Source organism: Robiginitalea aurantiaca, assembly GCF_030380815.1.
Taxonomy (GTDB): Bacteria; Bacteroidota; Bacteroidia; order Flavobacteriales; family Flavobacteriaceae; genus Robiginitalea; species Robiginitalea aurantiaca.
On record NZ_JAUDUY010000002.1, the window covers coordinates 292,308 to 308,441 of the forward strand.

Sequence of the window (16,134 nt, forward strand, 5' to 3'; positions counted from 1 at the left end):
TTTGTTATTACAATGTGGCCTTTTAAGCCGTGTTCATGCAACCTAAAGCCAAAAACAAACTTACAGCCCTTATCATTACCTATAATGAGAAGGGATATATCGAGCGATGTATTGATTCAGTGAGATTCGCTGACGAAATCATTGTTGTAGATTCCTATAGCACTGACGGTACGTATGAAGTCCTCCTGCAGGATCCAGATGTGTCTGTCGTTCAGCATGCCTTTGATAATTTTACCAAACAAAAGACGAGAGCTCTCGAGAAAGCGTCTCATGACTGGATTTTATTTCTCGATGCAGATGAAGTGGTTACTCCGGAATTACAGGTCGAATTGCTGAACACTATCGATTCCGGTACGCCACATTCGGCATTCTGGTGTTACCGCAGCTTTATGTTTCAGCAGGAACCCCTCAACTTCAGCGGGTGGCAAACCGATAAAAACTATCGGCTATTCCGAAAGAGCGAGGCACAGTTTTCAGACAAGAAACTCGTTCATGAAACTCTGGTATTTAGTGGCTCATCCGGAATCCTTAAGAACAACCTGATCCATTATTGCTATAAGAATTACGAGGACTACAAAGGTAAAATGCTGCACTATGGCCGATTAAAGGCAAAAGAGGATTTTTACAGGGAAAAGCGATTCAACTATCTGTTGATGGGCGCAAAAACCCTCTGGAAATTCGTGCATCATTACTTTTTTCGGTTGGGCTTTTTAGACGGCAAAAAAGGAATTACAATCTGTTACTTAAACGCCCTCGGGGTTTGGAAGCGGTACAGCACTTTAAAAGAACTTGAAGTCAGTAACAGGCTCACTACCTATCTGGTAATGCCTTAGCTTTTGGCATAACCCTCATCTGGCTATAGCCTATCCATGGCTTAAGAGCGTGTCTGGGATTCCTCAAACCCTATGGTTCCCCCCACCCCCCTGATTTCAAATTAGTAATTACCACCGCAATCTCCCTGCACTCCACTAATTGCAGAAAGACTTTAACAGAAATGCGGGATGTGGTACCTTTGCAACAGCAGGTTATTCGGTAATCCCCCTTCCTGAAGCATGGTAATAAAGAGGGAGCGGAATAGGAAGGCCTCCGGCATCGGACTATGGAAAATCCCCGTTACGAAAAAGCACTTTCAGATCCCATTTTTGAGGTCATCAGTTCAGCTGCATCCCAGCTGGGTCTCGAGGCCTATGTCGTGGGCGGGTTTGTCAGGGATTATTTCCTTGAGCGCGGAGAACAGAAGGACATTGATGTTGTGGCCATCGGCAGCGGTATCGATCTGGCAAAAAAAGTATCCCAGTTGCTTCCCGGAAAGCCAAAAGTGAATGTGTTCAAAAATTTTGGTACTGCTATGATCCGCCAGGGCAATCTGCAACTGGAATTTGTAGGAGCCCGAAAGGAAAGCTACCGGAAAGACAGCCGAAAGCCGATTGTAGAAGACGGAACGCTGGAAGAAGATCAGCAGCGCAGGGATTTCACCATCAATGCAATGGCTCTGGACCTCAGGCCAGATACATTCGGAACCCTGCTCGATCCCTTTGAGGGGATGGCCGACTTGAATCAGGGTCTTATCCGCACGCCCCTGGAACCGGGAATCACCTATTCGGATGACCCGCTTCGCATGATACGGGCTATCCGTTTTGCCACCCAGCTCAACTTTCAGATTATTCCTGAATCGCTTCAGGCGATCGAAGAAAACCGGGACCGTATTCGCATTGTTTCCCGTGAACGAATCGTCGATGAACTCCAAAAGATCATGGCGGCAAAACAGCCCTCGGTCGGGCTCGCCCTTTTGCATAAAACCGGCCTGCTGGAGTACATCCTTCCAGAGCTAACGGCCCTTCAGGGTATCGAAGAAATCGAGGGACAGCGCCATAAGGATAACTTTTGGCATACCCTTGAAGTCGTGGACAATATCTCCAAAAAGACCGACAATCTCTGGCTTCGATGGGCCGCTTTGCTGCACGACATTGGAAAGGCGCCAACCAAGCGCTTTGATAAAAATATTGGCTGGACGTTCCACGGACATGAATTCGTGGGTTCAAAAATGGTCTATCCCCTTTTTAAAAGGTTGCGACTGCCTTTGAACGAACACATGAAATATGTAAAAAAGGTTGTCAGGCTGAGCTCCCGACCTGTTTCCCTCTCCGATGACCATGTCACAGATTCAGCTGTAAGGCGCCTTATCTTCGATGCTGGCGCGGATGTCGAGGATCTGATGACGCTCTGTGAAGCAGATATTACGACCAAAAACCCCAGAAAACAAAGAAGGTATCTAAAGAATTTCCAGGAGGTCAGAAAAAAAATCAAAGAAGTTGAAGCCCGGGACCGGATCCGGAATTTCCAGCCACCCGTAAGTGGTGAAACCATCATGAAGACTTTCGATTTGAAGCCTTCCCGCGAAATCGGACTGATAAAAGAAGCGATTAAAGAAGCCATCCTGGAGGGAGAAATACCCAACAAACAGGAGGATGCACACCGCTACATGATTCATAAGGGACTTGAACTGGGACTGAAACTTTCGAATGAGGCACTCAAAAACCTAAGTGAAGATGATTGAAAGGATGAAAAAATGGTATCCGGGACTGGCAAAAACCGCACTTATCCTTGTCTATCTCGTAATCCTGGCAGGGGCAGTGGTTCGGATGACCGGAAGTGGTATGGGATGTCCGGACTGGCCAAAATGCTTTGGCTACTACATTCCACCCACAGAGGAAACCGAATTGTTATGGACCCCCGGGAAGACTTATATGGAGGGACAGGTGATCATTCGGGAAGAAGCATTGCTGGTTGCCAGAAACGACTTCACAAGTACGTCAGACTTCAGCATGGCGAACTGGGAGCCCTATACCCGTCATGATTATGCCATTTTCAACGCCACGCATACCTGGATTGAATACATCAATCGACTCCTTGGAGCCCTTGCGGGTTTGGCAATGTTACTTTTAGCGATAAGTTCGCTGGCCTGGTGGAAAGAGAAACGGTCCAGGACCTTGTTTGCCTGGCTTGGGGTCCTGGCTATTGGCTTTCAGGCGTGGTTGGGTGCCACCGTAGTCTATTCCGTACTCGAACCCGCAAAGATCACACTCCATATGTTTATGGCCCTGGTGATCGTGGGAATGCTACTGTGGATCATTCACAGTTCGGATACAAAAACCCGTCATTTTCGGTATGACCGGATTACTTCACGGCTTTGGTGGGCGATTGTGCCCTTAAGCATGCTTCAAATTCTTTTAGGGACACAGGTACGCCAGTATATAGATCACCAGTCTGAATTAGTCGGCATGCAGGCCCGGGAGCTCTGGCTTCAGAATCCGGACATCGTTTTTTACGTCCACAGGTCCTTCTCTATCCTCTTGTTAATTCTCCATGTATGGGCCGCCTACAGGGTGTATTCCATGCGTTCGGGGTTCGAAAAAATCAATGCCTCATTAATGGTCTTACTCGGACTTATCTTTTCGGGAATTGCCATGAACTACTTTGCTTTTCCATGGGGAAGCCAGGCTACACATTTGTTCCTCGCTTCCCTCCTTTTCGGGTTTCAATGGTATGCATTAATGGAGCTGAAAAGGGCTTCTAAAACGGGGATTTCTTCGTAAATTTGCCGGAATCCAAACGCGTACAACAATGATCTATAAAATCCGTGTTATCCTCGATTCTGAGGATGATGTTTTCCGGGACCTGGAAGTAAATTCAGAAATCAGTCTGGAGGAATTGCACAATGTAATCTCACAATCATTCGGGTTTTTGGGTAATGAAATGGCTTCATTTTATACCGCTGACGAAAACTGGAATCAGGAACTGGAGATTACACTCTTCGCGCTGGGTGAAACTACTGATGCGCGACTTATGCAGGATACGAGGTTATCGGAAGTCATGGACGAGGCGGCTCCGAAACTGCTGTATGTGTATGATTTCATGAACATGTGGACGTTTTTCGTGGAATTGGCGGATCAGGCTGAAATTGAAGATGGACGCAGTTACCCCAATCTCCTCTTCAGTTTTGGAGAACTGCCGGATTCACCTCCGGAAAAACGATTTGAAGCCGATCCGAATCCGGAAACAGAAGAGCCCTTCGGAAGTTACGACGATCTGGATTTTGATGAAAACTGGAACTAAATCAACCTTTACACACCCCCCTTAAGACCTTTCAATGATCAACCTTTACGCTACTCAGTTAGAATCCATTTCCGTACACCGCGTTGGAAATAAGCATCGTGGAGAACCCCTTTTCCTTTCTGAAACGACCTTTCCCCTGAACGACGAAATAAACGGATTGTTAAAAGAGTACTTTTTTAAGCCATTTCGGGAAAAGGAGGAAAATTATTTCCGTTTGCACCATGAGGCCGGACTGGAGTTTAACCCCATATGGGAGGCAGCCCAAAAGGTCTTTCAGGCACCAGATCAACTTCATAGTGCTTCCCGAAGCATTGCCACTCACCTGTTTGACAAATCAAATCATCCCCACATAAAAAACGGGGAATGTTATGTCGTCCACATGACAGATGTTTTACTGGACAATGAACGCGTAGATGCCCTGGGGATTTTTAAAAGTGAAATAAAACAGGACTTCCTTCAATTCCGAGAAAAAGAAGGCAACCTGGATATGCTAATTAAGCAGGGGGTGAACCTTATGCGCCTGGATAAGGGATGCCTTATCTTTAACAAAGAAGCTGAGGAAGGCTACAAAATCCTCTCCATTGACAGCAATCGGTACGATGCAAAGTACTGGATCGAGGAATTCCTGGGGTTGGAACCGCTAACAGATGAGAATTTCTACACCAAAAACTACCTGAAATTCTGCCAAAATTTCGCAAAAGATGTGGTGCTCCCCGCAGAGGATAAACAACAGGAAGTGCTTTTTGTAAATCGCGCGGTTAACCATTTTGCCAAAAATGACACTTTTGAGGAAAGCAATTTTCTAAATGAGGTTTTAGACAACCCTGAGCTCATTCCCGAGTTTAAACACTACAAATCCGAGCGTGGGCCCAAATATAGTATCGAAGACGTTTCCTCTTTTCAGATCGCCAACAAGGCAGTATCCGACAGTCGGAAAAAGATCAAGAATGTGATCAATCTGGATACCCATATCCAGATTAAGTTGGATTTTATCAATCCGGAATCCGCAGAGAAGTTTGTGGAGAAGGGTTGGGATGAAGAGCGCGGCATGTACTATTACCTGGTCTATTTCAACCAGGAACAAAAGTCCTGAGGATTTTTAAAACAGTAGTTTGCGGCCTGGAAAGTGGCATCTGCTGCCTGGAATTTGCAGCTACAGATTTTAACTTACGTCCGGGGAGGGGGGCATGTCCCTGCGAATCAACACACTTACTCTCATAAAGGAAAGTATTGGGCTCTGTCCCCCGCAAAGCTCATCCCATTAAAGAACGTACGCCTTCCCCTTAGTGAGGCAGTAGCCTACAAGAATGCGCTAAATATCAATTTTCTTTTCGATAATCTGTTTCATGCTGACGTGCTCGTAATTGCGGCGCACAAAATCCAGGGCAAGGGCCAAGATCTCCCCCATATGGGTGCATTTCTTAAACTGCATGTCGAGGGTCAGATCATAGATCTCCTTTTTAAGCCGGTCGATATGTTCCGGCCTTGAGATGGTATCCTTTTTAGCGATTTCAACAAGTCTTTTAAGGCGATTCCCTGAACTGAGGATACGTTTAGCCACAATAGAGCGCTCCTCGACCTTATACTGGTCCACAGAATCCACAAGCAATTTTTTACGGACCATTTCCACCATAATCCGGTTCTCCTTAAAAAACTGCGGGCGGTAAATGGCCAGTTTCCCCTCATAACACTGCTGGTCAAAATCAATGGCGCGAATCTTGTAAACCACATGGTCAAAATCGTGGACCGGAATGACGACATAGTTGTAGGAGCGCATATCGCCAAGCAGGCAGATCATACAGCGTTCGTTGAATTTCACAAACTCCTTGGCCAACTGGGATTTCTCCGACTCGGAACAGGAAGGGAGCATTTCCTTTATAAAAACATCTCCGGGAATACCGGCAATATGTTCCTCGATCAGGGTGTTTTTATAGACCAGGAAATTGAGATTGTACGGAGAGAGCATATGCTCGAGTTCCAGGCCATAAATCCGGGAGGCATCCGTCTTTTTTACATAGAAATACGTGAAATTATCGTTCAGGATGTTCCGGACCCGAATTCTGAAGGGCTTGGAATTCCCGAAGGTACAGAAGTCCACGGCATCCACATTTAGGTATTGGAAGATTCGGTCGCCCCCGTCCGAATGCAGGATGGAATACACCCGTTTAAGACTCAGGTCAATTTCCTTCCGATCCGAATCCGAATAGAAAACACGCACCCACAGGGAATCTTCCTCTTTGTTATCATAAACCACAACAGACCCCGAAAAACGCAACAGGTCTTCATAAAAAATAGGGATTTCGACCTTCCTGTTAAACGTTTCCAGATAGGCGTCCAGTTCAGGACAGACCGGGAAGGCCGGCTTCTTTTTGGAAATAACGGGATCCTGAGACATGAAGGGGATTTTGAAATTGATTGTAACAAATTACGTATTATCTCGTCAACTATAGAAACCCTCGTTAAATCATTCCATTTGGAAACAATCCTTAAGGTTACCGACCTAACCAAAAAATTTGGACATCTCACCGCCGTCAAGAACCTTTCCTTTACCATAGAAAAAGGGAATGTCTATGGGATACTCGGGCCGAATGGAAGTGGGAAATCCACCACCCTGGGCATTGTCCTGAACGTTGTAAATGCTACTTCGGGTTCTTTTAGCTGGTTCGATGGCAATACCTCAACCCATGATGCGCTCAAAAAAGTAGGGGCGATCATCGAAAGACCCAATTTCTATCCCTATATGAATGCGGTCCAGAACCTGCGACTGGTATGCAAAATTAAAGAGGTCCCCGAATCGCGTATTGAGGAAAAGCTGACTCTGGTTGGCCTGTGGGAAAGGCGTGAAAGCAAGTTCAAAACTTTTTCTCTTGGAATGAAGCAGCGTATGGCTATTGCCTCTGCCCTACTCAACAATCCGGAAATACTAATCCTCGATGAACCTACCAATGGCCTGGATCCACAGGGGATTCACCAGATCCGGGAGCTCATTAAAAAAATAGCCGGGGAAGGAACCACCATCCTGTTGGCCTCTCACCTGTTGGATGAGGTTGAAAAGGTATGTTCTCATGTAGTGATTCTCAGGAAAGGAGAAAACCTCTATGACGGCACAGTTGACGGCATGCTCGCAAGCCATGGGTTCTTTGAACTCAAGGCCGACGATATGAACGCCCTTAAAAAAGTGCTTGAAGGCAGTGGGGAGTTCAGCCATATCGACCAGGAGGGCGATATTTTTATCGCATACCTGAATACACCTCTGGAGGCTCAGGATTTGAATCACCGCTGTTTTGAAAAACAAATTACCCTGACACACCTCGTAAAACGAAAAGAAAGCCTGGAACAGCAATTTTTGACCCTCACCAATAATCAGGAACAAATCCACTCATGAAACGACTGCTCCAAATAGAATATATAAAGCTTTGGAACAGCCGTTCCAGCCGCTTCCTGATCGTGGCGTATTTTGTATTGCTGACTTCCATTGCACTAATTGCAGCCATTAAATTCGATATCGGACCTATCGAGTTTCACCTGGCGGACCAGGGCATCTTCAATTTCCCTTACATCTGGCACTTCAACACCTTTGTGGCGGCCATATTTAAACTCTTTCTGGCTATTGTGATCGTCTCCATGATGTCCAATGAATACACGAATAAAACGATCAAACAAAACCTGATCGATGGCCTCTCCAAAAAAGAGTTTATCGCCTCAAAATTCCTTACCGTACTTGTCTTTGCAGGCATATCTACCGTATTCGTTTTTGTCGTTTCCCTGATTTTGGGAATGATGTATTCTGATTATAATGAAATTTCCATCGTCTTTTCAGACCTGGAATTCCTCCTTGCTTTTTTTGTGAAGCTCGTAGGGTTTTTCAGCTTTTGCCTCTTTCTTGGAATCCTGGTGAAGCGCTCAGCCTTCGCCCTGGGTTTTTTGATTATCTGGGCCATTTTGGAGCAGGTAATCTTTGGATTGCTCGGGTGGAAACTGGTATCCTGGGATACGGCTAAGATCCTGAAGAGCCTTCTTCCCTTAGAGTCCATGGCAAACCTGATCAAGGAGCCCTTCAGTCGGTTAAACGCCGTTCAGTCCGTCGCCGATCAAATCGGGGAACGCATTGAATTGAACTACCATGTACATTGGTATGAAATCGCTTTGGTCCTGGGATGGACTGTCCTTTTCATATATCTCTCGTATGCGCTTTTGAGAAAGCGGGATTTATAAAACTGTCCTTTACCTCATAAACCGTTAAAACGGCGGTTTCACCCCAATTGACCCGGACTTTTCTCGATTAATTTGTATTTTCCACTTTCTGTGAAATGGAATTGCTAAAAAAAAATTGCTGGGTCCTTGTACTTCTGTGCAGTCTGTCTGCCTGGGGGCAGGAGTGTCCCGATCCTATTTTTCCGGCTCCCGGCCAGAGCAATGTTTCGGTTATTTCCACCATTAGCTGGGAAGAGGTGGTCGGTGTAACCGGATACCAGATTTCCCTTGGGAGCATCCCCGGGGGAAGCGATATTCTTGGAAGGACATCTACAGGATCTCAGGCTTCATGGACACCTCCCTGTAGTCTGCCAGATGATACGGAAATCTTTGTAACCATCTATCTTTTCTTCCTCAATCAGCCTGCCATTGCCTGCGACACTTATAGCTTTACCACAGAAATTGTGGATATAACGCCCGGGTGCACTACCCTGGCGAATCCTATTGACGGGGCGGTAAATGTACCCGTTCAAACCGACATCCGCTGGGATTGTAGCCCTACCGCTACCCAGTATCGCGTTTCCCTGGGCACGAGCCCCGGAGGCTCTGAACTTGTCAATGATCAGGTAGTTTCTGATTTACTGTCCTTAGATCCACCCGGTGACCTGCCCCCCGAAACCGAAATTTTTGTACGAATCATCCCGGAAAATCTAAATGGTCTGGCCAGTGGTTGCGAAGAATACAGCTTTACTACCGGAATTGACACCCCACTGCCCGATTGTGCAGTAATGCTCTCCCCTGCCGACGGAGAGGGGAATGTACCCCTTTCCCCACTTTTACAATGGACGGCAGTACCCGGGGCCGAAGGGTATCGGCTATCCATTGGGACGTCCCCTTTTCTGAATGATATTCTCGACAATGCCAATTTGGGGAATGTCACCGAAACAGACGTCCTCAATTTTGAACCCAATCGCGTGTATTACATTCGTGTGGTCCCATTTAATATTGCCGGGGAAGCCTTGAATTGTGAACAGACTAATTTTTCGACCATTCTGGGATGTGGCCCCTATTTTGATGCAGGAGGGAATCTGATCGATTTGAGCCCGCCTCTTAATTTTCCTCCTGCCATTGGTATTTGCGGGGAGGGAGATTCCACTGTACGCGCGGAAGATCCTGCCGATGGATACCGATGGTACCGTATACCCCCCTTTGGAAGAGAAGAATTACTGGCCGAAGGGCCTGAATTTGAGGTTCCCGAAACGGGTGAATACCGTCTGGAGATCTATAACAATATATCAGGACCCGATGGCAATTTTGAATGTCGGAGCGAACAGGTCTTTACTGTTACCCAGTCCGAAGTTGCTGTTGTAGAGCGAACGGACGTGCAACTCGGTGCAGGGGTTATTACCATTGAAGTAATTGTCAGCGGTTCAGGGGATTATGAGTATGCCCTGGATGAAGGAGGGCCCTATCAGGATAGCAACCGTTTTGTCAACCTTCCGATTGACAACTATCGCGTTTATGTCCGGGACAAAAACGGATGCGGGATTACCGAAACGCTGGTCGAGCCGGATTTATCCCTGGACGGCTTTCCCAAATTCTTTACGCCCAATGGGGATGGCATCAATGATACCTGGCAATATATTCCACCTCCATCCGGTATCAATACCATCCGGGAACTGCACATCTTTGACCGGTATGGGAAACTCCTTGCACAGATCGATCCACGCTCCCAGGGATGGAATGGCACCTTTAACGGAAGCCCGCTACCCGCTTCGGATTACTGGTTTCGGGCGGTAAACGAAAACAACCAGGTCCTGCAGGGTCACTTCAGCCTGAAGCGATAGGATTCCCCCACATGAAATCCCCTCCTTAAGGCGTTGTTTTGTATTTTTGACACATGCAGTTTGAGGTTGTTTCAGATTTTTCACCGACCGGAGATCAACCGGAGGCCATATCCCAATTAAAGCAAGGAATTATAGATGGGGAGCGGTACCAGACCCTGCTGGGTGTTACGGGTTCAGGTAAGACTTTTACCATAGCCAATACGGTAGCGGAGGTACAAAGGCCTACCCTGGTACTGGCCCATAACAAGACCCTGGCGGCTCAACTCTACTCAGAGTTTAAAATGTTCTTCCCTAATAATGCGGTAGAGTATTTCGTTTCCTATTACGACTACTATCAGCCTGAAGCCTATATTCCAACGACGGGCCTGTATATCGAAAAAGACCTCTCCATTAATGAGGATATCGAAAAACTGCGGTTGAGCACCACTTCCTCCCTACTCTCCGGACGCAGGGACGTACTTGTAGTCGCTTCGGTATCCTGTCTTTATGGAATTGGGAATCCGATTGAATTCAAGAAAAATGTCATCAGGCTGGAACGGGATCAGGTTCTGGCCCGGACAAAGCTGCTCCATCAACTGGTTCAGAGTTTGTATTCCCGGACTACTGCGGAGTTCCGAAATGGCAATTTCAGGGTTAAGGGTGATGTGGTTGATATTTTTCCAAGTTATGCGGATCACGCGTACCGCATTCACTTTTTCGGGGACGAAATCGAGGAAATCGAATCTTTCGATCCTCACAACAATACGGTTCTTGAACAGTATGAAACGCTTACGATCTATCCTGCGAACATGTTCGTGACTTCCCCGGACATCCTGCAAAACGCAATTCACCAGATTCAGGAGGACCTCACCAAACAGATCGATTATTTCAGGGAGATCGGGAAACCCCTGGAAGCCAAACGCCTGGAGGAACGCACGAATTTCGACCTGGAAATGATTCGGGAACTCGGTTACTGCTCAGGCATTGAAAATTACTCCCGCTATCTCGACGGAAGAGAGCCGGGAACACGACCCTTTTGCTTGTTGGATTACTTCCCGGACGATTACCTTATGGTGGTCGATGAAAGTCATGTGACCATCCCCCAGGTTCACGCCATGTACGGCGGTGACCGGTCACGGAAGGAAAATCTGGTTGATTTCGGTTTTCGTCTTCCGGCAGCCATGGACAACCGCCCACTAAAATTTGAAGAATTTGAAGCGCTGCAAAACCAGGTGATTTATGTGAGTGCGACCCCGGCTGACTACGAAATGCAGAAAAGCGGGGGGATCTATGTCGAACAAGTCATCCGTCCTACCGGATTGCTGGATCCTGTTATTGAAATCCGGCCGAGCAAAAATCAAATCGATGACCTGGTGGAGGAAATTCAGCAACGGGTGCTGCTGGACGAACGGACACTGGTGACCACACTCACCAAACGCATGGCTGAAGAATTGACCAAATACCTGACTCGCATCGACGTTCGCTGTCGCTATATCCACAGCGATGTGGATACCCTTGAACGGGTCGAGATTATGCAGGACTTACGAAAAGGAATCTTCGATGTGCTGGTGGGAGTCAACTTGCTGCGAGAAGGATTAGACCTGCCGGAAGTATCCCTGGTCGCCATTATTGATGCGGACAAGGAAGGGTTTTTAAGAAGCAACCGTTCCCTTACCCAAACCGTTGGAAGGGCAGCGCGACATCTCAGAGGTAAGGCGATTATGTATGCCGATAAGGTCACGGACAGCATGCAGAAAACCATAGACGGTACCAACTACAGGAGGGCGAAACAAAAGGCCTATAACACCGAACACGGGATAACCCCAAAAGCACTGGTTAAAAACCTGGATAGTGCACTGGCCCGCAATTCGGTGTCCACTTTTCATTTTGAAAAGAAAGAACGGGCCGCGCAAGAACCGGACCCGGCCTACCTGACTCCGGAGCAACGGGAAAAACTCATTCGCGACAAGCGGAGCGCCATGGAAAAGGCGGCCAAGGAACTGGACTTTATGATGGCGGCCCAGCTCAGGGACGAAATAAAAACCCTGCAGGAAACTTCAGGATAAAAAAAGCGCCCCAGAAGTCCGGGGCGCTTTCCTAACTAACCAACTAAACAAACCAACCATTATGGGACCCTGGAACAGGGCCCGATAATCTCATTATTTCCCAATTTCAATGAGGCGCTTGGCCTTGGGAAGTGCTTCTTCTTTTTTCGGAAGCACAAACTTCAGTATGCCATCTTTGTAATCTGCCTCAATGCCGTCCTGATTAACACTCTCGGGCAATGTAAAGGCGCGTTTGAAAGAGGCATAATGGAATTCACGGCGGGTAAACTCCGGCTTTTTTTCCTCCTGTTCTTCCTGGGACTCCATGGAAATGGTCAGGACGTCATTGTCCAACTCGACGTTAAAGTCTGCCTTCTTTTTTCCGGGAATGGCCAGTTCAAGGACGAATTCGGTCTCGCCTTCCGCAATATTCACCGCAGGGAGATTCGTCTTGTACGAATCCATGCCTCCAAACCAATCCGGGGTAAAAACGTCGTTTAAAAGTCCTGGGAGTAAATCTGTATTTCTTCTTATTAAACTCATGATGCTTGATATTTTAATTAAACAATCCATTTCAGAATCGCTTAAATACAGTCAAAGGATATGCCGAAGCACAAAACCTGCCTTTTTGACGCCTTCATACTGTTTTCCACTGCCTTAGTGGCAGTGTTTAACGAGAAATACGAATGGGAAAGCTAAAAACTAGTTGTAGTGAGCCTTGAAAATACCGATGAGCGTTTCGGGCGGAATAATGTTATCCGGGTATTGATGCATCAGGACAAGCACCTGATCTATAGCCGAAGGGGGAAGGCCCAGGCGAAGGCCTATATTATGCAATTTATCGATTTCCTTAAAGGTCTGGCTCCGGTCGACATTCATCATGAGGACCAGACGGTGGAATTGCAAAATCCGGTCTAGCAGGGTTTTGGGAATGATATTCGGGGCCGGAGATTCAAAAAGGGATTCAAAATCTTCCCGATGCACGCCGAGTTGTTCCGCAACGCCCCATAAAAAATCGAATTCGGTGAGTTCGACTTCCTTGTCCGCACGGGCCAGGGAGATCATCTCCGATAGGATGCTGAGTTTTTCTTTATAACTGTTCATGCATTGAGTTTGAGCAACGCGCTACTACTTAAACAACGTTTTTACAGATTTCGTATGCTTATTAGATATAATACAGGTTTTATGGACAGCGGTTAGCCTGAACACAAGAAAACCCGATGGTAAGCCATCGGGTTTATAATCATTCATGTAAGCTGGAATCAGGCCTTAATCCGAATGGGCAAATGATACAATTTCCCTTCTTCGAAGTCCTGATCGCCCAACTTGTGATAATTCAGGCGGGCCTTTACATATCCTTCCAGTCGATCATCTTCAGTTTCCACAGAGAGTACGACAATTTCGTTTTCACTATTGAGCGTAAAACGGACAAATGCGGTAAGGTCTCCTTTGCTTTGGATTTCAAATCTGTTCTTCCTCAACAGATCTGAAATCTGTGTGCAAATTTCAGACTCGGGGTCTTTTGGGCTTGATTCCCCTTCAAAGGCCAGGGCATTACTGGAAATCAGCAGCGCGGCGGCTACCAGTAGTAAACTAACTTTTTTCATGATGTTGATTGTTTGATGATTGATGAATAAATAGCTGTATGTGAGAATAGACGACAGCCCGATCGCTTTTGTTACAGAATTAATAGGTATTAACAATAAATTATAGCTTTTGTTTAATAATTCGCAATTCATCATTAAACTAAAGTGATGGGAATCTTCTGCTCAGCGGGGCATGGGAAACCCGGAAGTATACCATGTATGAGGAATAAACGCTGACTGAAGCCCACCCTGGGAAGCAACTTGACATTCCAGTTATAAGGGCGATTTCATCCCTCTGGAATTTCGGGTTACCTCATAAAAGAAAAGGTTATGCCAGCTGGCATAACCTTTTCTTTTTTACAATAGATATATTTTTCTCAGGAAAGCACTTCCTTGACCTTGTCCGCCGCCTCCTGAAATTGCACAGCTGAATGAACCGCCAGACCTGAATTGTCAAGAATTTCTTTTGCCAGTTCGGCATTTGTTCCCTGAAGTCTTACGATGATGGGAACCTTAATGGCGTCGCCCATATTTTTATAGGCATCGACCACGCCTTGTGCAACCCTGTCGCATCGGACGATTCCACCAAAGATATTGATCAGAATTGCTTTAACGTTGGGATCCTTTAAAATAATCCGGAAAGCTTCCTCTACCCGTTTGGCATCAGCGGTGCCTCCTACGTCCAGGAAGTTTGCCGGCTCCCCTCCTGCCATTTTAATCAAGTCCATCGTAGCCATGGCCAGTCCGGCTCCGTTGACCATACAACCCACATTCCCGTCGAGATCTACATAGTTGAGTCCGACAGACCGGGCTTCTACCTCTATGGGGTTTTCTTCCCTCAAGTCCCGCATCTCAGCATACTGCTTTCTTCTGTAAAGCGCATTGTCGTCAATGGTGACTTTGGCATCAACGGCCATGATCTTATCGTCTGAGGTTTTGAGGACCGGGTTTATCTCAAAAAGACTGGCATCGCTTTCCTCATAAGCCCTGTAAAGCGCCATTACAAAACGCGTCATCTCTTTGAAGGCAGTTCCGGAGAGTCCGAAATTAAACGCAATCCTTCTCGCCTGGAATGGCAATAACCCAACGGCCGGATCTATTTCTTCTGTAAAAATCAGATGAGGTGTTTTTTCCGCAACGGCCTCGATATCCATACCGCCTTCAGGAGAATACATAATCATCGTCCTGCCGGTAGCGCGATTGAGTAAAACAGACATATAGTATTCGCTGGTCTCATTCGGCCCGGGGTAATACACATCTTCGGCCACCAATACCTGATGAACTTTTTTGCCTTCAGCTGAAGTTTGTGGGGTCACCAGATTCATTCCGATGATTTGACCCGCCAGTTCCTCAACCTGTGAGAGGTCCTTTGCAAGCTTGACTCCACCTCCTTTACCACGGCCCCCGGCATGAACCTGTGCTTTGATAACATGCCAGCTCGTACCGGTTTCCTGTGTTAGGGTTTTCGCGGCATCTACTGCTTCTTTCGCATTATGCGCCACTATTCCCCGCTGAACGCGGACTCCAAAACTGGAAAGGATCTCTTTACCCTGATATTCGTGTAAATTCATGTCTTTTTCATCAGATGTTGGCTGCAAAAATAGGAAACAGGCCTGACTTCCCCTAATAGAAATAATATGGGTTTATTCAAGGGCATAATCCTCGAAATCCAGAGGGTCAAAATTCCTGAAATGGCCATTGAGTTCGATGAGCTCGCGGGTCCGGTTCAGCTGTCCCAGGACCTTAATGGTCTGTTCAAGATGGTCCAGTAAAAATTGGAGGCGAACTTTTTCACTGGTCAGCTGCAACAATTGATATTCCTGCTGAAAGGAAAGACCCATCTTGTGCGCAAGGGTAAAACTATTGAATACTTCTCGCTTAATGGGCCCAAAAGGCAGCTCCATTAAGGTGTAGAGCTCTTTGCACGCATTCAGAACAGACTCGACAAGCTTCGGATCGCTATCCTGTATGGGATCCAAAAAGGTGACAACGCCCCCAGGATACAACTTATCATCCATCTGCGGATCAAAGGTTATAACTTTAAAAACCTGACGGGCCACGCAAACAATATCCATAGCCCCTCCTTCATAGGTGTTGACGATCTCTTTCAACTGAACTTCTGTCCCGTAAACCATCGTATTATCTATGAATACCGGGATGCCAAAAGTGATTGCTTCGTCCATACAATCACGGATGAGGGCTTTGTATCGCGCCTCAAATATGTGCAGGGGCACCGTTTCACCGGGAAAAAAAACCGTCTGTAAGGGGAATAATGGGATTCTCATAGGCCTCCCGAAAGATACAACGCAGGGAAACTATTGTCAAGTGGTTTGTAAATTGTTTCATTTGTAACATATTGTTTGTTTT

Annotated in this window: 15 protein-coding genes; 9 read left to right on the forward strand and 6 right to left on the reverse strand. The window is 46.7% G+C overall.

Annotated features, from left to right (window positions below; translation table 11 throughout):
* The first annotated feature begins 35 nt into the window (after positions 1–35).
* The 5 genes from QU605_RS04890 to QU605_RS04910 all read left to right on the forward strand — a co-directional run bounded on the left by QU605_RS04890 (position 36) and on the right by QU605_RS04910 (position 5,209).
* Positions 36–833 (forward strand): glycosyltransferase family 2 protein, encoded by a 798-nt coding sequence (locus QU605_RS04890; RefSeq protein ID WP_289724156.1) that lies wholly within the window; start codon positions 36–38, stop codon positions 831–833.
* A 266-nt stretch (positions 834–1,099) separates the two neighbouring features.
* Positions 1,100–2,557, forward strand: coding sequence for a CCA tRNA nucleotidyltransferase (locus QU605_RS04895; protein ID WP_289724157.1), 1,458 nt, complete (start codon positions 1,100–1,102; stop codon positions 2,555–2,557).
* Positions 2,558–2,561: 4 nt separating this feature from the next.
* Positions 2,562–3,596 (forward strand): COX15/CtaA family protein, encoded by a 1,035-nt coding sequence (locus tag QU605_RS04900; RefSeq protein ID WP_289724158.1) that lies wholly within the window; start codon positions 2,562–2,564, stop codon positions 3,594–3,596.
* A 28-nt stretch (positions 3,597–3,624) separates the two neighbouring features.
* Entirely contained in the window at positions 3,625–4,116 is a 492-nt protein-coding gene (locus tag QU605_RS04905; protein ID WP_289724159.1) for an IS1096 element passenger TnpR family protein, read from the forward strand.
* A 34-nt stretch (positions 4,117–4,150) separates the two neighbouring features.
* Positions 4,151–5,209: a nucleoid-associated protein gene (locus QU605_RS04910; protein ID WP_289724160.1), complete on the forward strand. Its 1,059-nt coding sequence runs from the start codon at positions 4,151–4,153 to the stop codon at positions 5,207–5,209.
* A 219-nt stretch (positions 5,210–5,428) separates the two neighbouring features.
* Here the strand turns inward: QU605_RS04910 and QU605_RS04915 are convergent, their stop codons facing one another.
* Complete coding sequence (locus QU605_RS04915) at positions 5,429–6,511, reverse strand: hypothetical protein (protein ID WP_289724161.1); 1,083 nt, start codon at positions 6,509–6,511, stop codon at positions 5,429–5,431.
* 78 nt (positions 6,512–6,589) lie between these two features.
* Here QU605_RS04915 and QU605_RS04920 point away from each other — a divergent pair, with 78 nt between their 5' ends.
* The 4 genes from QU605_RS04920 (at position 6,590) to uvrB (ending at position 12,202) form a co-directional block, all read left to right on the forward strand.
* Positions 6,590–7,501 (forward strand): ABC transporter ATP-binding protein, encoded by a 912-nt coding sequence (locus tag QU605_RS04920; RefSeq protein WP_289724162.1) that lies wholly within the window; start codon positions 6,590–6,592, stop codon positions 7,499–7,501.
* The gene (locus QU605_RS04925) at positions 7,498–8,331 is read left to right on the forward strand and encodes an ABC transporter permease (RefSeq protein ID WP_289724163.1); all 834 of its coding nucleotides are present in this window, start codon (positions 7,498–7,500) and stop codon (positions 8,329–8,331) included. The genes QU605_RS04920 and QU605_RS04925 overlap by 4 nt, the downstream gene beginning before the upstream one ends.
* Positions 8,332–8,426: 95 nt before the next feature.
* The gene (locus QU605_RS04930; protein ID WP_289724164.1) at positions 8,427–10,157 is read left to right on the forward strand and encodes a T9SS type B sorting domain-containing protein; all 1,731 of its coding nucleotides are present in this window, start codon (positions 8,427–8,429) and stop codon (positions 10,155–10,157) included.
* A 53-nt stretch (positions 10,158–10,210) separates the two neighbouring features.
* Positions 10,211–12,202: an excinuclease ABC subunit UvrB gene (gene uvrB, locus QU605_RS04935; RefSeq protein WP_289724165.1), complete on the forward strand. Its 1,992-nt coding sequence runs from the start codon at positions 10,211–10,213 to the stop codon at positions 12,200–12,202.
* Between the two features lie 93 nt (positions 12,203–12,295).
* Here uvrB and QU605_RS04940 read toward each other — a convergent pair whose 3' ends face one another.
* From QU605_RS04940 to QU605_RS04960, 5 genes are all read right to left on the reverse strand, one after another.
* Positions 12,296–12,724, reverse strand: coding sequence for an Hsp20/alpha crystallin family protein (locus QU605_RS04940; RefSeq protein WP_289724166.1), 429 nt, complete (start codon positions 12,722–12,724; stop codon positions 12,296–12,298).
* Positions 12,725–12,883: 159 nt separating this feature from the next.
* The gene (locus tag QU605_RS04945) at positions 12,884–13,285 is read right to left on the reverse strand and encodes a TerB family tellurite resistance protein (protein WP_289724167.1); all 402 of its coding nucleotides are present in this window, start codon (positions 13,283–13,285) and stop codon (positions 12,884–12,886) included.
* Between the two features lie 158 nt (positions 13,286–13,443).
* Positions 13,444–13,788: a hypothetical protein gene (locus tag QU605_RS04950; RefSeq protein WP_289724168.1), complete on the reverse strand. Its 345-nt coding sequence runs from the start codon at positions 13,786–13,788 to the stop codon at positions 13,444–13,446.
* Positions 13,789–14,144: 356 nt separating this feature from the next.
* Positions 14,145–15,338: an ADP-forming succinate--CoA ligase subunit beta gene (sucC, locus tag QU605_RS04955; RefSeq protein ID WP_289724169.1), complete on the reverse strand. Its 1,194-nt coding sequence runs from the start codon at positions 15,336–15,338 to the stop codon at positions 14,145–14,147.
* A gap of 72 nt (positions 15,339–15,410) precedes the next feature.
* Positions 15,411–16,052, reverse strand: a complete 642-nt coding sequence (locus tag QU605_RS04960) for an LON peptidase substrate-binding domain-containing protein (RefSeq protein WP_289724170.1) — start codon at positions 16,050–16,052, stop codon at positions 15,411–15,413.
* Between the last annotated feature and the right edge of the window lie 82 nt (positions 16,053–16,134).

What these genes read in the sequence shown, in the direction of transcription:
- QU605_RS04890 (WP_289724156.1), top strand. Translation starts at nt 36, where the DNA reads ATGCAACCTAAAGCCAAAAACAAACTTACAGCCCTTATCATTACCTAT.
- QU605_RS04895 (WP_289724157.1), top strand. Translation starts at nt 1,100, where the DNA reads ATGGAAAATCCCCGTTACGAAAAAGCACTTTCAGATCCCATTTTTGAG.
- QU605_RS04905 (WP_289724159.1), top strand. Translation starts at nt 3,625, where the DNA reads ATGATCTATAAAATCCGTGTTATCCTCGATTCTGAGGATGATGTTTTC.
- QU605_RS04910 (WP_289724160.1), top strand. Translation starts at nt 4,151, where the DNA reads ATGATCAACCTTTACGCTACTCAGTTAGAATCCATTTCCGTACACCGC.
- QU605_RS04915 (WP_289724161.1), bottom strand. Translation starts at nt 6,511, where the DNA reads ATGTCTCAGGATCCCGTTATTTCCAAAAAGAAGCCGGCCTTCCCGGTC.
- uvrB (WP_289724165.1), top strand. Translation starts at nt 10,211, where the DNA reads ATGCAGTTTGAGGTTGTTTCAGATTTTTCACCGACCGGAGATCAACCG.
- sucC (WP_289724169.1), bottom strand. Translation starts at nt 15,338, where the DNA reads ATGAATTTACACGAATATCAGGGTAAAGAGATCCTTTCCAGTTTTGGA.
- QU605_RS04960 (WP_289724170.1), bottom strand. Translation starts at nt 16,052, where the DNA reads ATGAGAATCCCATTATTCCCCTTACAGACGGTTTTTTTTCCCGGTGAA.
- QU605_RS04940 (WP_289724166.1), bottom strand. Translation starts at nt 12,724, where the DNA reads ATGAGTTTAATAAGAAGAAATACAGATTTACTCCCAGGACTTTTAAAC.
- QU605_RS04945 (WP_289724167.1), bottom strand. Translation starts at nt 13,285, where the DNA reads ATGAACAGTTATAAAGAAAAACTCAGCATCCTATCGGAGATGATCTCC.
- QU605_RS04900 (WP_289724158.1), top strand. Translation starts at nt 2,562, where the DNA reads ATGAAAAAATGGTATCCGGGACTGGCAAAAACCGCACTTATCCTTGTC.
- QU605_RS04925 (WP_289724163.1), top strand. Translation starts at nt 7,498, where the DNA reads ATGAAACGACTGCTCCAAATAGAATATATAAAGCTTTGGAACAGCCGT.
- QU605_RS04950 (WP_289724168.1), bottom strand. Translation starts at nt 13,788, where the DNA reads ATGAAAAAAGTTAGTTTACTACTGGTAGCCGCCGCGCTGCTGATTTCC.
- QU605_RS04930 (WP_289724164.1), top strand. Translation starts at nt 8,427, where the DNA reads ATGGAATTGCTAAAAAAAAATTGCTGGGTCCTTGTACTTCTGTGCAGT.